Source organism: Burkholderiaceae bacterium DAT-1, from assembly GCA_019084025.1.
Lineage (GTDB): Bacteria > Pseudomonadota > Gammaproteobacteria > Burkholderiales > Chitinimonadaceae > DAT-1.
On sequence record JAHRBI010000006.1, the window covers coordinates 266821 to 286322 of the forward strand.

The following is a 19502-nucleotide window of genomic DNA, read 5'->3' on the forward strand; positions in this document are numbered from 1 at the left end:
CCTGTGCGGGATAACCTGCATAGCCAGCGGAATGATCGTGGCGGCACGTGCAGCCTGCCCTTCATCCATGCTGGGCGCCACAGCTGAACTGGGGCTGGCCGTGTTTCGCGACCAGAATGGACAGCCTGCGGGTATTATCGTGGACATGTATCGCGAGCTGGGCAGACGCAGCGCTTGCCCCGTCGATGTGCAACTCATTCCACCCGCACGCATGATGGCGATGCGTGATCATAATCAGATTCCCATGGTCGCCCCCAGCTCGGCGGCAGTCGTCAACCTATACAAAGGGTCGATTTTTGTGCCGATGTTCGTATCGCACATGGACCTGATCGTGCACAAGCAATTTGCTAAAGGTATCTCGGCGCACAGCATCAGCGATCCGAATATCCGCTTCGGGGTGATGCGCGGCGCACGCTACGGCGACTGGGCGGACAAATTCATCAGCAGCATTCCTGACGCACAGCGTGTAGTGGTTAACTCCGTCGAAAATATCTACCGCATGATGGAGGCCGGGCGAATTCAGGCTACCTTTGGTAACGATTACGTTTATCGCTACTACCTCAAACAGATGGCGCATGCCGATGACTTTCTCATCGTGCATCTAAAAGAGTTGCCGACGGTCGATGTTGGACCGGCCCTACTCAATCCGCCACTCAGTGAGGCAGACTTGCAGCTACTCATTACCCATCTCAAAGGCATGCGTGATGATGGCACTATGGAGAAAATCCTCAGCCAGCATTTTGACCCGCAAACATCACGCAGTCTTTCACTGCCGACCCTGCATCAGAGTGAAGTTCGCGCAACCAAGTGAGCAGCTAGCCAGTCGTACCGGATTGAATCGTATCCGGACACAGCAAAAGGAAAAGGGGCCAGTGGCCCCTTTGTCACGGATACACGCCGCGATTATTTGGCATATACCGGGAAACGAGCAGTCAGGGCATGTACCTTGGCCTTCACGGCGTCCAGATTAGCCTGATCGTTCGGGTTATCCAGTACATCAGCAACCAGATTGGCCACCTGAATCGCTTCTTCTTCCTTGAAGCCACGGGTAGTGATGGCCGGCGAACCAATGCGGATGCCGGAGGTCACGAACGGAGTTTCCGGATCGTTCGGAATCGCGTTCTTGTTCACGGTGATATGTGCCAGACCCAGTGCAGCATCGGCTGCTTTGCCGGTCAGACCCTTCGGACGCAGATCAACCAGGAATACGTGGCTTTCGGTACGGCCGGAGATAATGCGCAGGCCGCGCTCGGCCAGTGTCTTGGCCATGGCGGAAGCGTTCTTCAGCACTTGCTCCTGATACGCCTTGAATTCCGGCTGCAGCGCTTCCTTAAAGGCTACGGCCTTGGCGGCGATCACGTGCATCAGCGGGCCGCCCTGCAGGGTCGGGAACACATTGGAGTTCAGTGATTTTTCGAATTCGGCCTTGGCCAGAATCAGGCCACCACGCGGACCACGCAGGGTCTTGTGGGTGGTGGAGGTCACGAAGTGCGCATGCGGTACCGGATTCGGGTAGACACCTGCGGCAACCAGACCGGCATAGTGGGCCATGTCTACCATAAAGTAGGCACCCACCTTGTCGGCGATTTCACGCATGCGCGCCCAGTCAAAACGCAGGGCAAATGCAGATGCGCCACCGATAATCAGCTTCGGCTTCTTTTCCATGGCGACGCGTTCCATATCGTCGTAGTCGATCTCTTCATTTTCATTGAGACCATAGGCAACGATATTGAACAGCTTGCCGGACAGGTTGGCAGGCGAACCGTGGGTCAGGTGACCGCCGTGGCCGAGGTTCATCCCCATCACGGTATCACCCGGCTTCAGAATGGAGAAGTACACCGCCTGATTGGCTTGCGAACCAGAATGCGGCTGCACGTTGGCGTATTCGGCACCGAACAGTTGCTTCACGCGGTCGATGGCCAGCTGCTCAACCTTGTCCACGTATTCACAGCCACCGTAGAAACGCTTGGCCGGATAGCCTTCGGCGTACTTGTTGGTCAGCTGGGAGCCCTGAGCTTCCATCACGGCCGGGCTAGTGTAGTTTTCAGACGCGATCAGCTCGATGTGCTCGTGCTGGCGGACAACTTCACCTTGAATGGCGGCGGACAGATCAGGATCGAATTCGGCAATGGACAGCGGCTTGAACATGGGGCGGCAACCTGTGCACGTTGGGAAGGCCATTATTTTATCACGCAATTTCACCTTAAAGGCGTGAAAAAAATCACTACAGACTGAAGCAATGTTCATCCCCCGCCATGAGGACGCATGGCGGGCGTTCAGCAGTGCTTATAGTCCAAGCGAATCCCACAGCGCATCAACCCTGGCCTTCGCATCAGCGTCCCGACTAATCGGAACACCCCATTCTCGATTGGTTTCACCTGGCCACTTGTTAGTGGCATCCATCCCCATTTTTGAGCCAAGGCCGGAAATCGGCGAGGCAAAATCGAGGTAGTCGATGGGGGTATGATCCACCATCACCGTATCGCGCACCGGATCCATCCGGGTGGTAATCGCCCAGATCACTTCCTTCCAGTCACGCGTATCGACATCATCATCCACCACTACAATGAATTTGGTGTACATGAACTGACGCAGGAACGACCAAACGCCCATCATCACGCGCTTGGCGTGGCCTGCATACGCTTTTTTCATCGACACAATCGCCATGCGGTAGGAACACCCTTCCGGTGGCAGGTAAAAATCGACAATTTCCGGAAACTGCTTTTTCAGGATGGGGACGAACACTTCGTTGAGTGCTACCCCCAGAATGGCCGGCTCATCTGGCGGTTTGCCGGTATAGGTGCTGTGGTAGATCGGGTCTTTTCGATGCGTGATGCGCTGAACTTCAAACACCGGGAACCAGTCCTGCTCGTTGTAGTAGCCAGTGTGATCGCCATAAGGTCCCTCGAGCGCATACAGGTAACCGTTGACTTCCTTAAGCGGCACGCCCGCTTCGCTGACGCCTCGGAAGCCAGCTTCGCACGTTGGGATCACGCCTTCCAGCACAATCTCCGCTGTGGCCGGCACATTCAGATCATTTCCGATGCATTTCACTAGTTCGGTTTTGCTGCCGCGTAACAAGCCAGCAAACTGGTATTCACCCAATGAATCCGGTACAGGCGTCACTGCACCAAGAATGGTGGCCGGATCGCACCCCAGCACCACCGAAATGGGGAAAGGTGTACCCGGTGATTTGATAGCGTGTTCGCGGAAGTCCAGCGCCCCGCCACGATGCGCAAGCCAGCGCATGATCACCTGGTTTCGGCCAATGATTTGCTGGCGATAAATGCCGAGATTCTGGCGCGACTTATGCGGCCCACGTGTCACCACAAGCCCCCATGTAATCAGAGGTGCGACATCGCCAGGCCAGCAATGCTGTACCGGAATACTGCCAAGATCAACGGCTCCGCCCTCTTTCACCACATCCTGGCACGGTCCGCTGGCGCGCACTTTGGGGGACATATTCATCACTTGCTTTAGCAAGGGTAACTTGTCCCAGGCATCTTTCAGGCCTTTGGGCGGCTCTGGCTCTTTCAAATAGGCCAACAGCTGGCCGATTTCGCGTAGCGCACTGACATCTTGCGCCCCCATACCCAGTGCAACACGATGCGGTGTGCCAAATAAATTCCCTAGCACTGGCATGCTGTACCCAGGTACATTTTCAAACAGAATCGCCGGTCCACCCTTGCGCAGGGTGCGGTCGCAGATTTCCGTCATTTCCAGCTTGGGCGACACAGGTACGCTCACACGCTTCAACTCGCCCTGAGCCTCAAGCTGATTGATAAAGTCGCGAAGATCGGAATATTTCATGGCATCTACCTGTTGCTATCAGTCGCCTGAGGACCGACGCTCAAACGACACATGCGCCTCTACCGCGCGGTGAGGCGCGATCATACCGCCATGCAGGCGACAGGAACATTCATGCATGGATTATTTTTCGACAAGCGATTATTTAGGCGCCAGGAGCTTGCTCGCTTGCGCCACGCTATCCTGTATATCCGGATCGGTGGCGCTCGCATGCGTTTGAACGCTTTGCAGTAAGGCGCGGCCTTCCTCAGACTTGCCCATCTTGAGCAGCACCCGCCCTTTTTCCAGCATCACCGAAATGGTACGTGGATGATCATCACCCATGACTTTGCTCATACCTGCCAGCGACGCTTCCAGCAGCGGCAGTGCGCGTTCCGGATGGCCGGTTTTAACCTCAGAGTACGCCATATTCGCCATGGTATCGAGCGTATAGAAATTCAGATTGCCGAACGTCTGCTGCTGCCACTTCAGGTTTTCTGCGTACAGCTCCAATGCAATATCGTGGTGATTGAGGCGTGCTTCGAGATTGGCAAGATTATTGCGCGCATGGCTTGTACGCTTGTCACCTTCCCCGTATACCTCCATCCGTAGACGGTAGTTTTCGTCCGACAGCGCCAGGGCTTTTGTGAAATCGGGCGGGGTATGTGCATACGCATGAATAATGACGTGAACCGCCAGATTATTGAGGGCGGTCAAACTCAGTGGATGGCGCTTCCCTAGTACGGGTACCGTTCTGTTATAGAAGGACTCGGCCAGCGCCAATCCGCGGTCAGGCGTAATCACATCAGCCTGCGATTCCAGCCAATCGTTTTCGGCAGTCAGGGACTCAAGCGAGAGCGGTCCGACGTGCTGCTCGTATAAATGCCAGGCACGTTCCAGTAATTTGCCAGCGAGCTCGGGTTTGCCCAATCCTGAATAGCTGACACCCAATGTTTTGTAAAGTCTTGCCTGAACAATGGGTTGCCCGGCGAAGCGTTGTTCAATCTGCTTGGCAGCGTCATCAAGCAAATCGACAATGCGCGCATCCTTGCCCGATACCCTGGGGTCTGGAGCGGACAGCATCGATACCAGAAAGTCATTCACCGCCGCCGCCTCCGCTGCTGCATGGGAGGCTTCTTCGTGCGCACGTAACTCGGCACGCCAACTCAAGACTGTAAATGTGCCGGCCACCATCAAACCCGCCAGCAACAATCCCGTTGCCAGTGATTCGACTTTATGCCGCGCAATAAACTTGCGTAACACATAGCGATTGGACCGAGGCATGGTCGCGAGTGGCTTGCCAGACAAATAGCGACGGACATCCGCAGCCAGATTACCAACCGATGGGTAACGCGCATTCGGATCGTAGGTAGTCGCGCGCAGCAGAATCGCATCCAGCTCGCCCTTTAGTGCCTGCCGCAATGCGGGCTCTGGCATGGCCGGTGGCAATGAGGCAAGTGTTTGCGGCATTATCACAAGATCGCTGGCGAGCATCGTCCCAAGCGTTTGTCCCTGCGCATCGGCAACGGGGGGGCGCTTACCGGTCAGCAGCTCGTATAGCAACATGCCTAGCGCGTACTGGTCGGATGCAAATACCACGCGTCCGCCTGCACGCTGCTCCGGGCTCGCGTAGCCGGGCGTATGCGCAGTGGAAGTGAGTTCGTCGGGTGCATCAGGCTGGGCGTGGGCGGTCGCGATACCAAAGTCCAGTAGTTTGGCGACACCTGCAGACGTCACCAGGATGTTGCCCGGCTTGATATCACGATGCACGATCATATTGCGATGCGCATGCGATACCGCTTCGCAGACCTGCAAAAACAGGCGCAAGCGGGCACGGATATCCAGCTTATGCAAGGTAGCGTACAGGGTAATCGGGTGGCCATCCACGTATTCCATGACGAAATAAGGATTGCCCGACTCATCGCTGCCGCCATCAAAAATCTGCGCAATGCCATGATGTTGCAGGCTGGCCAGCATCTGCCTTTCACGAGCGAACAGATCTGCATGCGCGGAAGAGCTGCGGGTAATCAGCTTGAGCGCAACCTGCATGGCAAAGTCATCAATGCGCTCTGCAAGATAGACTTCACCCATGCCGCCAGCACCGATCTGCGACACGATTCGATAGCGCCCCACCTGACGCCCGATCATGGACTCCGGCGCGCGTCCATCGGAGGATTTCACGACTGTTCGCGTTTGCTGCAAAAGGGCGAGTACTTCCTGAGCCAGTTCGGGATCGTCGGCGCAATGCTCATGCAGCCAGGCCTCCCGCTCACCTGGCGACAGGCGCGCCAATGATTGCAGCAGCATTTGCCGCCGACTGATGCGGGATACTGCATCCATGCTCATATGGCATCAGGCCATTGATACGTTGGTGAGGTCTGCGGTTGCGTGTTCGGGATATGCGAGTACCAGCATGGCTTCTCCGCAGCGAATCTGGTCCCCGACTCTCAAGCGCGCATCCATAATCTGGCGTTCATTCACCCACACACCATTGGTGCTTTTGCAATCGTGGATGGTGATATCGACGAATTCGGCAGATTCGGGATTTTCTTGCACCAGAATCTCGGCATGAATACTGCTGACAGTGCCATCAACCAAATTAATGTGGCAATCGCTGCTGCGGCCAATCAAATTGCTGCCCGACACCAGAGGGAAGCGATGGGCAATCACCTTTCCCACCATCAGGTTCAAGCAAAAATATGCACTCACAGCAAACCTCCCCATTAGACTATGTGCCATGGTATCACGGAGAAAACCACCAATACGACGAGAAGCCGATGATGGGACGGATCATCAGCTTTCATCAGTCTATTTAGATACAGTTAAATAAAAAAAGAGGACACCGTCATGGCGTCCTCCCGCTTACAGGCAATTGTTCAGCCTAGTGAACGGCTTTACCTTTAACCTTTTCGTCGAAATAATCTGCGATCAAGTGGTAGACATGCTTCTTCATCGCGGGCGTAGACATGCCATGCTTGCCGCCCGGATAGGTCATCAGACGGAATTGCGTGCCCTTGGTTTGCAGGGATGCCATCAACTGCGTGCTATTGGTGAACAGCACATTATCATCCGCCATGCCATGCACCAGCAGCAGCGGCGATGTCATCCCGTCCAGATAGGCCTCTACCTTACTGCCGGCATATCCCGCCGCATTGGTGTGCGGCGACGACAGGAAACGCTCTGTGTAATGGCTATCGTACAGACTCCAGTCCGTCACAGGTGCGACCGATACGCCGGCAGCAAGTTCGTTTGATGCCTTTGCCAGCATCATCAAGGTCATATAGCCGCCATAGCTCCAGCCAAACATGCCAATACGCTGCGAATCAACAAAAGGTTGCGACTTCAGCCAGTGAATACCTGCCAGTTGGTCCGCCACTTCGGCGCGACCCAGATGCTTGTAGATGGCATCGGAGAACGCGCGGCTGCGGCGCGAGGAGCCCCGATTATCCAGGGTAAACACCACATAGCCGCGTTGCGCCATGTATTCATCGAATAAATCACGATTCCAGCCGCGATTGACCAACTGGGTAGTTGGGCCGCCATACACCTTGATAAACACGGGATAGCGCTTGCTTGCCTCAAAGCCGAGCGGCTTGTACATGCGGTACTGCAATGTCTGCCCGTCTTCTGCCTTAAGCGTGCCAAATTCAGGCTTGATATGCGCATCGAGATACTTGCTGTAGGGATGCGCTGCATCAAGCTTGTTTTCCTCAATCCAGCTCAACACCTTGCCATCCATGCCCCGAATGGCCGTTTTCGGCGGATTCATCGCATCCGACCAGGTATCCACATACATGGCAGTTTTGCTGGCCGCACCGGCAAAGGACACATCGTGCCAGCCATCTTCACGCGATACGCGCACCGGCTTGCCTGCGTTGCTCCCATCCAGCTTCACCGCGTACAGTTGCTTGTCGGTCACTGCGTCAAGGTTGGCGGAGAAATACACCACGCCAGCGGCCTCATCTACCGCCTCGACATGATCGACATTCCAGTCGCCCGTAGTCAGCGGATGAACCTGCTTGCCGCTGCGGTCATGCAAATACAAATGCTTGTTGCCGGAGCGTTCGGACGCCCAGATAAAAGCATCACGCTTTTTCAGGAAGCGCAGATCGTTATGCAGATTGATCCATGTCGCGGAAGATTCGCTCAGCAGTGGCGCTTGCTTGCCGCTCGCCAGATCGGCTGCGATCAGCTCCAGCGATTGCTGGTTGCGGCTTTCACGCTGAAACGTGAGCGTGCTCGCATTCATCCAGCTGACGCGCGGCAGATAGATATCGGCATCTCCCCCCAGATCCAGCCAGCGGATCGAACCATCTTTCAGCGTTGATACGCCCAACTTCACTGTCACATTTTTGGCGCCCGCATAGGGGTAGCGCTGGCGGATCACCTCCGTGCGATCTGCATAGATTTCGAAACGCTGTGCTTCCGGCACCTGTGCCTCATCGTATTGCTTGAACGCAATCGAGGCGTCATCAGGCGACCACCAGTAGCCGCTGTGCTGATCCATCTCTTCTTGCGCGACAAACTCGGCCTCACCATTGTGAACCGTGCCCTTACCATCCTGAGTCAACTGGCGCACTGCATTGGTCGCCAGATCAATCACGTACAGATTCTGATCACGAACCCACGATACATAATGGCCCTTTGGCGAAATCTTCGGATCAAGCAGGCCTTCACCTTCAACCAGCTTGCGTGCGCCTGCCGACTGCTTGTCCAGATCCAGAAAGTACAGTGCCTTGCCCAGCGGGAACAGCAGCTTGCGCCCATCGCTCGACCACTGATAATCAATAATGCCGCGCAATCCTGCCGTTCGGGCGCGTTCGCGCATCGCCTTTTCGGCGTCAGTCAGTTCTTCTTCCGGCACCAGCTCGCGCGAATCCACTAAACGATGCGTCGACTTCTTGTCGAGGTCATACACCCACAAATCCAGCTGATATTGATCCTGAGCACGCCCGCGCAGGAAACCAACCTGATTACCATCCGGCGACATGCGCACACCGCGTGGTGTGGGGCCAGCCAGCGATGTCCCGCCAAAAATGGCGTCAATATTCAGTTGTTCCGCAGCCACATGCAGGCTGGCAGCAGCCGTCACTAAACAGATGGCGCGTGCAAGCGTCTTGATTCTCACTTTGTCTCCCTGGCCCATTATCTGACCGGATATTGCTTGAAATGCGTGCAGTGTGCCGAGTCAGAAAAATTTGTCCAGACACAGATGGCGACAGATTATAAGTTTGTGACTAATGCGCCTAGCCAAATGGACGGATTGCCGTTTACACTGACCCTCCTTCTTGCACTGCAACATGAATGAGTCTCATGGAATCGCTTGCTCTTGCTCCCGCCCGCTCTGCTTCAGGCACTATTCGCCTGCCCGGCTCAAAAAGTATTTCCAATCGCACCCTTTTACTGGCTGCACTAGCCTCTGGTGTCACCGAGGTTCGCGGCTTGCTCGATTCGGATGATACGCAGCGCATGCTGGAAGCACTGACCGCACTGGGCGTGCAATGGGAAAAACTGGGCGAGGGCGATGACTATCGCGTGCATGGCTGCAACGGCAAGTTTCCGGCGCACGATGCCAAGCTGTTTCTCGGCAATGCAGGCACCGCATTCCGGCCGCTGACTGCTGCACTGGCGTTGATGCAAGGACAGTACGAATTAAGCGGCGTGCCGCGCATGCACGAGCGTCCGATCGGCGATCTGGTCGACGCACTGCGCGAACTGGGCGCACACGTGGATTTTCTGGGCAACGAGGGCTTCCCTCCCTTGCGTATCAGCCCCTTCCAGCAACCGGATGACACCTCGCCCGGTCTGCGCACCAAGGTGAATGGCAATGTTTCCAGCCAATTTCTGACCGCACTATTGATGGCGCTGCCACTGACCGGCGTGGATGCGCGCATCGAAGTCGTAGGCGAGCTGATCTCCAAGCCCTATATCGAAATTACCCTGAACCTGATGCGTCGATTTGGCGTGCATGTAGAACGCCGTGGATGGAAAGAATTTATCCTGCCTGCGCAGCAACGCTATCGCAGCCCTGACCTCATTCATGTTGAAGGCGATGCCAGCTCGGCATCGTACTTCCTGGCTGCAGGTGCCATTGGCGGCGGACCGGTGAGGGTGGAGGGCGTGGGGCGCGATAGTATTCAGGGCGATGTGCGTTTTGCCGAAACACTGGCGCAGATGGGTGCGCTGGTAAGCATCGGCGAAGGCTACATCGATGCGAGTGGCCCGAAGGTCGCCGAAGGTAGCAAGTTGCGCGCACTGGATATTGACCTCAATCACATCCCCGACGCTGCAATGACGATTGCCGTTCTGGCACTCTTTGCCGACGGCACCACCACCATTCGTAACGTGGCCAGCTGGCGCGTTAAGGAAACCGACCGTCTCACCGCCATGGCTACTGAACTACGCAAAGTTGGCGCCATTGTAGAGGAAGGTGCGGACTATATTCGCATCACCCCGCCCGCAGAGCTCACACCCAATGCGGTGATCGACACCTATGACGACCACCGTATGGCAATGTGCTTCTCGCTTGTAGCAGTGGGCGGTACGCACATCGTGATCAACGATCCCAAGTGTGTGGGAAAGACCTTTCCCGAGTATTTTTCAGCACTCGAAACCGTCACAAAGCGCTAAGCAGTGGCGGGATCGGGCGATCCCGCACTTGCTACATGACCAGCACCACTTTCCCCAGATTGCGGTTGGCCTCGACATAGTCATGTGCATCGGCAACCGCCTGCACGGGATAAGTCGAATCGATTGTCATCTTGAGCTGACCCGCTTGCAGCGCAGGTATGATCGTATCGCGCAGTGCCTGAGTCAGACGCGCCTTCACCGCCAGTGGCTGGCTGCGCAACGTCGAGCCGCGTAAAGTCACCCGCTTCATGAGCAGCAGTCCGATATCCAGCATTGCCTGACGGCCAGACATGCCGCCAATGATGACAATCCGCCCATCCTGTTTGGCGCAGGCGACATTACCCGCCAGATAGTCCGCGCCAACACAGTCGAGAATGAAATCTGCGCCGCCCTGTGCTTTTATCTGCTGATGAAAATCCGGTTCGGACTTGTAATTGAAGACCGAGGACGCGCCCATATTGCGGCACCAGTCTGCCTTTTCATCGCTACCGACCGTGGCAATCGCATGCGCACCCAGTAAGCCTGCTAGCTGAATTGCTGCCGTACCGACGCCACTGGCTCCGGCATGAATCAAGGCTGTCTCGCCAGCCTTAAGCTGACCAATCTCGACCAGATTGAACCAGGCTGTCATCCAGGCTTCCGGCAGGCTGGCCGCTTCCACCCAGCTCCAGGCGTCCAGCTTGGCAAGTGCGAGGTCTTCATCCAGCAAGGCATATTCGGCATACGCGCCGCCCGCCACCAGCCCCAACACCGCATCGCCCGCCTTAAACCGCGTACATCCCGAGCCGACCGCGGCCACCTCACCTGCCACTTCCAAGCCCAGCGTCAATGGCGCACCGGGTGGTGGCGGGTATTTACCTTCACGCTGGACGATATCGGCACGGTTCACCCCTGCAGCCCGCACGCGCACCAGTAACTGCCGTTCGCCCGGTACAGGCATGGGTACAGCCGCCCAGACGAGGGTATCACTGCCGCCGGGCGCGGATTGCGTAATGGACTGCATCATTTCGTCGATCATGTCATGGCTACCATCAGGCTTGCATCGTCTGGCTTGCCGATTTCGTGCGGCAAGGCGAGATAATCGTGTGATCGCATCTCGGTCAGACGACTGGCTGTGCGGAAAAATTCGTTGGCAAACATGCCTTCGGTGTAAATGGTTTCTGCCTCTGTATCTGCCGAGATCACCAGCTTCACGCGATAGTCGTAAAACACATCTACTAGCCAGGTCAGACGGCGGGCTTCTGAGCTCTGTTTGGCTTCCAGCTTGGGAATATTGGAAACAATCACCGTATGGAATTGCCGTGCCAGCCACAGGTAATCTGTTTGCGAGCGCGGGCCACCACACAGCTCCTTGAAATCAAACCAGATAATGCCCGCCGAATGTCGTCGTGCTTTAACCGGGCGCGACTCGATCACCAGATCTGTGTCCAGATCTCCGCCGGAAGCCAGTGCGGTAAACAATTTGCCCAGCTCGATATCGGTTTGTGTATCAACCGGCGAAAAATAGATCCGGGCCTGCTCCAGCGTGCGCATACGGTAGTCGTTACCGCCATCCACATTCACAACATCAACGTGGCGCTTGATCAGATCGATGGCTGGCAGAAAATTCTGGCGCTGCAGTCCATTCGGATAGAGCTCATCTGGCGCGTAGTTCGACGTTGCCACCAGCACCACGCCCAGATCGAACAAATGCGTAAACAGTCGCCCCAGAATCATGGCATCGGCGATATCGGACACATGGAACTCATCAAAACACAAAACGCGTGTGTCCCTGGCGATATCTGCTGCTACTTTTGCCAGTGGATCGGCTTCATTTTTTAGTTTTCGAAGTCCATCGTGCACCTCGTGCATGAAATGGTGAAAGTGCAGGCGTCGCTTGCGACTGTAAGGCAGGCAGGCAAAAAAGCCGTCCATCAGGAAGCTCTTGCCGCGCCCCACCCCACCCCAGAAGTACAAGCCCTTGGGCAGGTCTGGTGTAGGTAGCAAACTACGCCCAAACCAGCGATTACGCTTGCGTTTGAACTCGACCAGATCGTCAAACAGGCGCTGCAGATGGCGAATGGCGTTCTCTTGAGCGGCATCATGCTGAAAGCCTTCCAGCTTGATCGCTTCTGCATACCATTCGGATGGTGGCATCCCCGCGACAATGTGGGCAGTAAATACGTGTTGAGACATCGGTTCAGCCAGCGCAAAAAAATTTATTGACGTAGATTATAGCTAAAGCATTTGTAACATGACGAACACATACTACTCGGATATAGTCTGTGTCTATGGTTACAGCGACATGACCGAACTGCAGCACCCTGTGTAGGCAACGTACTTCGAAAAAATGAGGAGAATGAAGCATGACCAGAATTGCACTTGTAACCGGTGGTATGGGCGGCATTGGAACAGCCATTTGCCAGCGTCTCGCCAAAGATGGTTATACGGTGCTGACCACTTTCAGCCGTCCGGGACGTGAAGACAAGTGGCTTGCAGATCAGCGCGAACTAGGCTTTGAGTTCCGCGCATTCCAGTGCGATGTTGCCGACTTCGATTCCTGCCAGGCGCTGGCAGCAAAAATCGTAGCTGAAGTTGGCCATGTAGACATCCTGGTGAACAACGCCGGCATCACCAAAGACACCACCTTCCGCAAGATGACCAAGGTCGACTGGGATGTCGTGATGCGGACCGATCTGGATTCCGTGTTCAATGTTACCAAGCCCTTTGTAGACAATATGCTTGAGCGCGGTTTTGGCCGCATCATCAATATTTCCTCGATCAACGGCCAGAAAGGCCAGTTTGGCCAGACCAACTACTCGGCAGCCAAGGCTGGTATGCATGGTTTCACCAAGGCGCTGGCACAGGAAGTGGCGCGCAAGGGCGTGACGGTGAACACCGTGAGTCCGGGCTACATCGGCACCGATATGGTCATGGCAGTGAAGGAAGAAGTCCGTAACGCCATCATCTCCGGTATTCCGGTGGGTCGACTGGGCGAACCGGGCGAAGTCGCCGATCTGGTAGCGTTCCTGGCTGGCGAGCACGCGGGCTTTATTACTGGCTCCAATATCGCCATCAATGGCGGTCAGCACATGTTCTAATATGCCTGTGCGTCAATAAAAAACGGGGCAGATTGCCCCGTTTTTTTCTGGTCATTCGGATCACCCTAGCCCATGAACGCGGGTCGTGCCCCCGGAAATGCCGCCAGATTCGGGAAAATACCGGTCATGCCCGCTTCCGGCACGCCAAACCAGCCGGCCAATGTTGCGCCATACTGATCAACCGAGGTTGTTGGAATCCAGCGCCCTTCGTCACTGGTATCATCCGGGCCGCCTAGTGTGTGGTTCGGGAAGGTGCCATACGTCCCGCCCTTCACTGCGCCACCCACCACCAAATGGTGGCTACCCCAGCCATGATCGGAACCTCCACTGCTATTGGGTTTTAGCGTCCGGGCGAAGTCGGACATGGTAAATGTCGTGACCTGATTGCCAACACCTAGCTGATTCATGGCATCGTAGAATGCTTTGAGTGACGCCCCCACATCCTTGTACAACTGGCTTTGGGTGTTGAGTTGATTGGTGTGCGTATCAAACCCGCCAAGGCTCACGAAAAATACCTGGCGTCCACCGCCCAGCTGACTACGCGCATTAATGAGTCTAGCCACCTGCCAGAGCTGCTTACCCAGCGTGCCGGTCAGTCCACTGAACAAGGCATCTACCGGCGTTGTAGCAGTTACAACCGGATTGATCAGATCGCCTGCCGCCATTGCCGACTTGAGGGTAGTGGCCGCTGCCCGACCCTGACTATTACCCGCATCCAGCGCCAGCATCCTGCTCAGTGATTGATAGAGTGGGTTGGTGGAGGGGGTGCTGCCGAATCCACTCATCCCCAACCCGCCGGATGCACTGATAACAAGTCCGGTCGTGCTTTTGCCTGTAACGAATAATTCGCTTCCGCTGATCGACAAAGCCGGCGGCACCACACCGCCATTGTTATACAGATCGGCCAGTCGGCCACCCCAGCCTGTTGTCCCTTGTCCTGCGCTGATCGAGGATTGCCATTGTGATTGCTGATCCGAATGGGAGTACAGATTCGCCGGCAAAATAGCACCAGCGGCCTTGTATTGTGCCTGCGTTGTCGGCTTCATGAGCGTGCCGACATTGAACTGCACCGCCAGTTTGCCTTGCTGCCAAATATTCGCCAGATCAGCCAGATCGGGATGCAGTCCAAAATTGCTGCCCGCGAGCGGTGCCAGTGTATTCTGCGCCAGCGCCAGCCCCTGTCTTGCCTTCTGGTAGGCTGCGTATCCATTGGCATCAGTCGGAATCACCATATTATTGGCGTCATTACCGCCAAACAGAAACACACATACCAGAGCGCGGTAGTCACCCGCTCCCGATGTGGTTGTACCTGCTGCCATGGCATTCAACCAGCTGAGTTGCGACAGCGCAGCCGTTGCAGCAGCACCCTTCAGAAAATGTCTGCGTGAAACACTCATGGGTGGCTCCTCAGCGTTGAATCTGGAATTGCGGGGACATCGCGGCAAGATAGAGCGCACTGCGAACCCGATTAAAACTATCCGATGCCTTCACCCCGTTCACCGCATTCAAAATCAGCGTACGCAGATCAGCCGACATCGTTCCATGAAACAGCGTTGCATCAATCTTGTCGACCAGTGCCGTGGGTGTGGCAGCCAGTGGCAACCACGTGGCGTAATCGATCTTGGTGCCAATGGAATCCGGCACACTGGCATCGGCTGCGATCCCGTTCTTATTCAAGATGCCTATGGTGAAGTTGCTACGCGCCACAGAAGAAGAAGCGTTGTAGATTGCAAAAGGTGGGCCTTGCAACGACTTGTTCCCGGGCAGCAGATAATCCGGCGGATAGAAACTGAATACCGTCGGCGAATTGAAGATGTCCTGCAGCATGACAGCAGCCTGTCCACGCAGATACACACCGTCAGATGTTCCGCCCAATGCACGCATCAGCGCAAGCTGGTAAAGCACTGGCTCACGCAGGCGGCCATACTCGGCGACTAATGTGGGCTGATTACGCGCTTCCGGATCAGTGAGAATAGTGCTAATCACTGCCTTCAGGTCACCGCGTACACCATTGCCGTTATTGTTGAACACGGCCGTGACACGTGCCACATAAGCCGGAGACGGGTTACTGGTAACCAAGTGCTGAATAAGCTGACGGCCAATAAATGGCCCTGCATTCGGGTGGCGTGAAATGGCAGCGATCACACCCTCGACATCGTTCGCTGCCGCTTGCCCTGCAGGAATAACCGTATCGCTAACAATCGTTTTGCGTGTGACATCGTGATGTGATTCGATCGCCACCATCTGTCCGAGGTAATAGGCAGGGTCGGTCCATTTAGGCGCAGCGCCGGGACGAGCCGGAAAGGTCCAGCCAGTCAGGGCATTCGCGGTTTCTTCAATCTGCTCCTGAGTGTACGAGGCCAGCGGATTGCCCGCGCTATCCTTTTTAATGCTGCCATCGGCATTAAGTTGCACCAGTCCCAGACTAAAGAGCTGCATCAGCTCCCGCGCATAGTTTTCGTTGGCAGCCGTGCCTTTGGCGGGATTGGCTTTATCATTGTTCACCATGTCCAGATAACGGCCCATAGCGGGACTCAGCGAAACATCCTTGAGCAAGGTCGAAAAATTGCCAAATGCATCATTCAGCAGAATTTGCTGATAGGCAGCCATGGCATACGGCTGATTAATGCGTACGCCAGACGTCACCATAATCTGACTCAGTGCCAGGGCCACACGCTGACGCAACTGGTCGGGACCAGTTAGGGCATTCATAAAGAAGCGGCGCTGCAGATGATAGAGCGTGTAGTGATCGCGATGACAGGTTGGTGGCGCCGTATCCTTGGGGCAGCCGACCGAGCTGCTCGGATCCATATAGCTGAATCCGGCGTAACCGGTAGCAGGCGTGGCGAATTGCTGGTCGAGCCAGCCGCCCACACCCAGGCGCTGTACGTCAGCCACCGATTGCGTCGTCGGGCCAAAACTGGCTTGTTCCAGAAAACGTGATGCTTCCTGAGAGGTAAGCGTGGCACACGCCGCAGGCAAGGCACATGCGATAGCAGCGATTGCACTCACCCATTTTCTCTTTGCTGACATCTTTGCACTCCCGTACCGGACAGAGTTATGCACGTAGCATACTCAGTCCAATTCAGAAGTCCAGCCCATGACAGAGGAATTTACAGATAGGACAATTGGCTCACAATATCGATAACACTAATACAAGCCAATGATTTATTAGACAGAGTCGGCAAGTGGCTCAAAATCATATTTGCTCACTTGCCGATTCTTCCGATGAATGGCGCTCCGGCTGCGGCGTTTACAAGCCAGCCACGCGCATCCGTTCGATCAACACCGACCCGAGCCGTTTCGCGCCGCGAATTTCCACATCACTGCCAATCGCCACAATCTGCCGGAACATATCCTTCAGATTGCCCGCAATGGTAATTTCCTCGACCGGGTACATGATCTGGCCATTTTCTACCCAGTAACCCGCCGCACCGCGTGAGTAGTCACCTGTCACCGAGTTCACGCCCTGCCCCAGCATTTCAGTGACCAGTAATCCGGTACCCAGCCGTTTCAGCATATCGGTGAAATCACCTGCGGTAGAATGAAGAATCAGATTATGCGTGCCACCAGCATTACCGGTGGATTGCATCCCCAGCTTGCGTGCCGAATACGATCCAAGGATATAGCCCTGAACCACACCATCGACAAGCAGATCTCGCGCCTGCGTCGCTACGCCTTCTGCATCGAAATTGCCGCTACCAAAGGCACGCGGAATAAACGGATCCTCGCTCAGGCGCACAATGGGTGAAAACACTTGTTTGCCAAGGCTATCTGCCAGAAAGGTCGCACCGCGATACAACGCGCCGCCAGAAATGGCTGACACGAAATGGCCAAGCAGCCCGGCAGCCATCGCTGGTTCAAACAAGACTGGATACTCACCCGTTGGAATCCGTCGCGCTCCGAGACGCGACAGTGCGCGCTCCCCCGCTTTGCGTCCCACAGCCTCTGGCGTATCGAGATCATCCGGACACCGCTGGCTGGAATGCCAGTAGTCGCGCTGCATGGCCTCCCCTTCCTGTGCGATCACCGTACAGGACAGATAGTGGCGGCTGGATTGCTGGTAACCCATAAAACCGAGCGAATTGGCGAATACCGAGTGTGAGGTATGGCTGGCGACATTGGCACCTTCGGAGTTACTGATACGCGGATCCACGCCACGCGCCGCCGCCTCGCAGTCCAGCGCCATGGTGATGGCGCTTTCGACATCAATTGACCAGGGGTGATAAAGATCCAGTTCGCGAAACGTGGTGGCCAGACGATCAGCATCTGGCAAACCTGCACACGGGTCAGCAGCGGTATGGCGGGCAATGGCGACCGCAGCTGCCGCAGTTTGCGCAATGGCGGCCGGTGAAAAATCCGAGCTGCTGGCATGTCCCTTCGCCTGACCTACATAGGCAGTAATCGAGATAGCCTTGTCGCGATTGTATTCAATGGTTTCAACTTCGCCCAGGCGCACCGCTACGCTCTGCCCCACACCCTCAGTGATATCGACATCGCAGGCAGTCGCACCTAATTGTTTTGCCTCATTCAGCGCATCGCTTACCAGCTGCTGTAACTGTGCCTGCGCCATAGAAAACCCGGTATTGCCTCGATGTTTGTCGTTCATATTTATTCTTCCTCTCGAAGACCCTCCGGCGACTAATCCGGCGAGTCGGGTCATGATCCGGTATCATACAGCCCATATGACAATTCACGATGATTCAATTCACTGATCAGTATGGCTCGCCAAAACGCATCCGACCACGAAGAATATTACGACGACGACGAAATTGAGTTCGTCAGCAAATCCCAGATGAAGCGCGAAATGGACGCACTTCAGGATCTGGGCGAACAACTTATCGCATTGGGTAAGGATCAGCTCAAGAAGCTCGATCTGCCTGAAGCTTTGGTCACGGCCATCGCCGAAGCCAAGCGGCTGACTGCCAATGGCGCCATCCGCCGCCAGAAGCAGTACATCGGCAAGCTGATGCGCAGCATCGATCCCGAGCCAATCCAGGCCTATCTCGCCGCGCTTCGGGGTGACAACGACCAGCAAACGGCCTGGTTACACATGCTGGAACGCACCCGTGACGAACTGGTCGCAAGCGACGCCGCTGTTGCAAAACTGATCAATGATCATCCAGATCTTGATATTCAGGCGCTGCGCACCATGGTTCGCAATGCGCGCACAGAAAAAGCTGCGGGCAAGCCGCCCAAGCACTTTCGCTCGCTCTTCCAGTTGCTGAAGGAGCTATTCCCGGCGCCCTCTCTCTTGCCTGCCAAGGCAACGGACGACGAGGACGATGATGATGACGAGGATGATGACGAATGATCCGCATCGGACTCGTCTCCATTAGCGATCGGGCCAGTTCGGGCGTGTATGAAGATAAAGGCATTCCGGCGCTCAGCGACTGGTTAGGCCGTGCGCTGTCCACGCCTTTCGAGCTGCATACCCGACTGATTGCCGATGAACAGCCCATCATCGAAGCCACGCTGTGCGAGCTGGTCGATGATGTCGGATGCAGTCTGGTGCTGACAACCGGTGGAACTGGCCCTGCTATTCGCGATGTCACACCGGAAGCCACGCTGGCGGTGGCGGATCGCGAAATGCCGGGGTTTGGCGAACAGATGCGCCAGATCAGCTTGAACTTTGTGCCAACCGCTATTCTGTCGCGTCAGGTTGGCGTCATTCGCAAGCAAGCACTCATCCTCAATCTGCCGGGTCAGCCCAAGTCGATCAAGGAAACGCTGGAAGGTCTGCGCAATGAAGATGGCAGTACGCGCGTACATGGCATTTTTGCCGCGGTACCCTATTGCCTCGATCTGATTGGCGCACCCTGGATGGATACCCACCCGGAAGTCGTCTCAGCGTTCCGCCCCAAGAGCGCACAAAAGCCCGTTCCCGCCTGAAGCATCCCAGTGGTGATTCACAAGACTGAATCACCACTCATCCAGCCTGACGCCAGCTTATCGCATGGCGTGTGCCTTTTATATTGTTTCCGCTACACTCCCAGACCATTGCAC

At 55.8% G+C, this 19502-nt stretch carries 15 protein-coding genes; 5 read left to right on the forward strand and 10 right to left on the reverse strand.

Features of this window, described 5'->3' with window-relative positions:
* Positions 1-37 precede the first annotated feature (37 nt).
* Complete coding sequence (locus tag KSF73_14355) at positions 38-811, forward strand: transporter substrate-binding domain-containing protein (GenBank protein MBV1776896.1); 774 nt, start codon at positions 38-40, stop codon at positions 809-811.
* Between the two features lie 92 nt (positions 812-903).
* Here the strand turns inward: KSF73_14355 and KSF73_14360 are convergent, their stop codons facing one another.
* The 5 genes from KSF73_14360 to KSF73_14380 form a co-directional block, all read right to left on the reverse strand.
* Positions 904-2148, reverse strand: coding sequence for a serine hydroxymethyltransferase (locus KSF73_14360; GenBank protein ID MBV1776897.1), 1245 nt, complete (start codon positions 2146-2148; stop codon positions 904-906).
* Between the two features lie 138 nt (positions 2149-2286).
* Positions 2287-3810: a 4-hydroxy-3-polyprenylbenzoate decarboxylase gene (gene ubiD, locus KSF73_14365; protein MBV1776898.1), complete on the reverse strand. Its 1524-nt coding sequence runs from the start codon at positions 3808-3810 to the stop codon at positions 2287-2289.
* 138 nt (positions 3811-3948) lie between these two features.
* Positions 3949-6126, reverse strand: a complete 2178-nt coding sequence (locus KSF73_14370; GenBank protein ID MBV1776899.1) for a serine/threonine-protein kinase — start codon at positions 6124-6126, stop codon at positions 3949-3951.
* A gap of 12 nt (positions 6127-6138) precedes the next feature.
* Entirely contained in the window at positions 6139-6495 is a 357-nt protein-coding gene (locus KSF73_14375) for an FHA domain-containing protein (GenBank protein ID MBV1776900.1), read from the reverse strand.
* Between the two features lie 172 nt (positions 6496-6667).
* Positions 6668-8932 carry a S9 family peptidase gene (locus tag KSF73_14380; protein MBV1776901.1) on the reverse strand — a complete coding sequence of 755 codons (2265 nt, stop codon included), beginning with the start codon at positions 8930-8932 and terminating at the stop codon, positions 6668-6670.
* Between the two features lie 167 nt (positions 8933-9099).
* Here KSF73_14380 and aroA point away from each other — a divergent pair, with 167 nt between their 5' ends.
* The gene (aroA, locus tag KSF73_14385; GenBank protein ID MBV1776902.1) at positions 9100-10416 is read left to right on the forward strand and encodes a 3-phosphoshikimate 1-carboxyvinyltransferase; all 1317 of its coding nucleotides are present in this window, start codon (positions 9100-9102) and stop codon (positions 10414-10416) included.
* Positions 10417-10447: 31 nt separating this feature from the next.
* Here aroA and KSF73_14390 read toward each other — a convergent pair whose 3' ends face one another.
* A complete protein-coding gene (locus KSF73_14390) occupies positions 10448-11434 on the reverse strand; it encodes an NAD(P)H-quinone oxidoreductase (GenBank protein ID MBV1776903.1) in 987 nt (328 codons plus the stop codon).
* Positions 11431-12552 (reverse strand): AFG1 family ATPase, encoded by a 1122-nt coding sequence (locus KSF73_14395; GenBank protein MBV1776904.1) that lies wholly within the window; start codon positions 12550-12552, stop codon positions 11431-11433. Before KSF73_14395 ends, KSF73_14390 begins: the two co-directional genes overlap by 4 nt.
* A gap of 209 nt (positions 12553-12761) precedes the next feature.
* On the opposite strand from KSF73_14395, the gene KSF73_14400 reads away from it, so the two are divergent.
* Positions 12762-13496 (forward strand): beta-ketoacyl-ACP reductase, encoded by a 735-nt coding sequence (locus KSF73_14400; protein ID MBV1776905.1) that lies wholly within the window; start codon positions 12762-12764, stop codon positions 13494-13496.
* Positions 13497-13561: 65 nt separating this feature from the next.
* On the opposite strand, the gene KSF73_14405 is transcribed toward KSF73_14400, so the two are convergent.
* The 3 genes from KSF73_14405 to pmbA form a co-directional block, all read right to left on the reverse strand.
* The gene (locus KSF73_14405) at positions 13562-14893 is read right to left on the reverse strand and encodes a DUF1501 domain-containing protein (GenBank protein ID MBV1776906.1); all 1332 of its coding nucleotides are present in this window, start codon (positions 14891-14893) and stop codon (positions 13562-13564) included.
* A 10-nt stretch (positions 14894-14903) separates the two neighbouring features.
* Positions 14904-16529 (reverse strand): DUF1800 domain-containing protein, encoded by a 1626-nt coding sequence (locus tag KSF73_14410; GenBank protein MBV1776907.1) that lies wholly within the window; start codon positions 16527-16529, stop codon positions 14904-14906.
* A 220-nt stretch (positions 16530-16749) separates the two neighbouring features.
* Positions 16750-18159, reverse strand: coding sequence for a metalloprotease PmbA (pmbA, locus tag KSF73_14415; GenBank protein MBV1776908.1), 1410 nt, complete (start codon positions 18157-18159; stop codon positions 16750-16752).
* A gap of 57 nt (positions 18160-18216) precedes the next feature.
* On the opposite strand from pmbA, the gene KSF73_14420 reads away from it, so the two are divergent.
* Together KSF73_14420 and mog are read left to right on the forward strand one after the other, a co-directional pair.
* On the forward strand, positions 18217-18810 hold the full coding sequence (locus KSF73_14420; protein ID MBV1776909.1) for a DUF615 domain-containing protein: 594 nt from the start codon (positions 18217-18219) through the stop codon (positions 18808-18810).
* Positions 18807-19388 (forward strand): molybdopterin adenylyltransferase, encoded by a 582-nt coding sequence (gene mog, locus KSF73_14425; GenBank protein MBV1776910.1) that lies wholly within the window; start codon positions 18807-18809, stop codon positions 19386-19388. Before KSF73_14420 ends, mog begins: the two co-directional genes overlap by 4 nt.
* The last annotated feature ends 114 nt before the right edge of the window (positions 19389-19502 follow it).

Excerpts from the sequence above, each read along its gene's own strand:
- KSF73_14360 (MBV1776897.1), bottom strand. The coding sequence starts at position 2,148 with ATGTTCAAGCCGCTGTCCATTGCCGAATTCGATCCTGATCTGTCCGCC.
- ubiD (MBV1776898.1), bottom strand. The coding sequence starts at position 3,810 with ATGAAATATTCCGATCTTCGCGACTTTATCAATCAGCTTGAGGCTCAG.
- KSF73_14370 (MBV1776899.1), bottom strand. The coding sequence starts at position 6,126 with ATGGATGCAGTATCCCGCATCAGTCGGCGGCAAATGCTGCTGCAATCA.
- KSF73_14380 (MBV1776901.1), bottom strand. The coding sequence starts at position 8,932 with ATGGGCCAGGGAGACAAAGTGAGAATCAAGACGCTTGCACGCGCCATC.
- aroA (MBV1776902.1), top strand. The coding sequence starts at position 9,100 with ATGGAATCGCTTGCTCTTGCTCCCGCCCGCTCTGCTTCAGGCACTATT.
- KSF73_14390 (MBV1776903.1), bottom strand. The coding sequence starts at position 11,434 with ATGATCGACGAAATGATGCAGTCCATTACGCAATCCGCGCCCGGCGGC.
- KSF73_14395 (MBV1776904.1), bottom strand. The coding sequence starts at position 12,552 with ATGCCACCATCCGAATGGTATGCAGAAGCGATCAAGCTGGAAGGCTTT.
- KSF73_14400 (MBV1776905.1), top strand. The coding sequence starts at position 12,762 with ATGACCAGAATTGCACTTGTAACCGGTGGTATGGGCGGCATTGGAACA.
- KSF73_14405 (MBV1776906.1), bottom strand. The coding sequence starts at position 14,893 with ATGAGTGTTTCACGCAGACATTTTCTGAAGGGTGCTGCTGCAACGGCT.
- KSF73_14410 (MBV1776907.1), bottom strand. The coding sequence starts at position 16,529 with ATGTCAGCAAAGAGAAAATGGGTGAGTGCAATCGCTGCTATCGCATGT.
- pmbA (MBV1776908.1), bottom strand. The coding sequence starts at position 18,159 with ATGACCCGACTCGCCGGATTAGTCGCCGGAGGGTCTTCGAGAGGAAGA.
- KSF73_14420 (MBV1776909.1), top strand. The coding sequence starts at position 18,217 with ATGGCTCGCCAAAACGCATCCGACCACGAAGAATATTACGACGACGAC.
- mog (MBV1776910.1), top strand. The coding sequence starts at position 18,807 with ATGATCCGCATCGGACTCGTCTCCATTAGCGATCGGGCCAGTTCGGGC.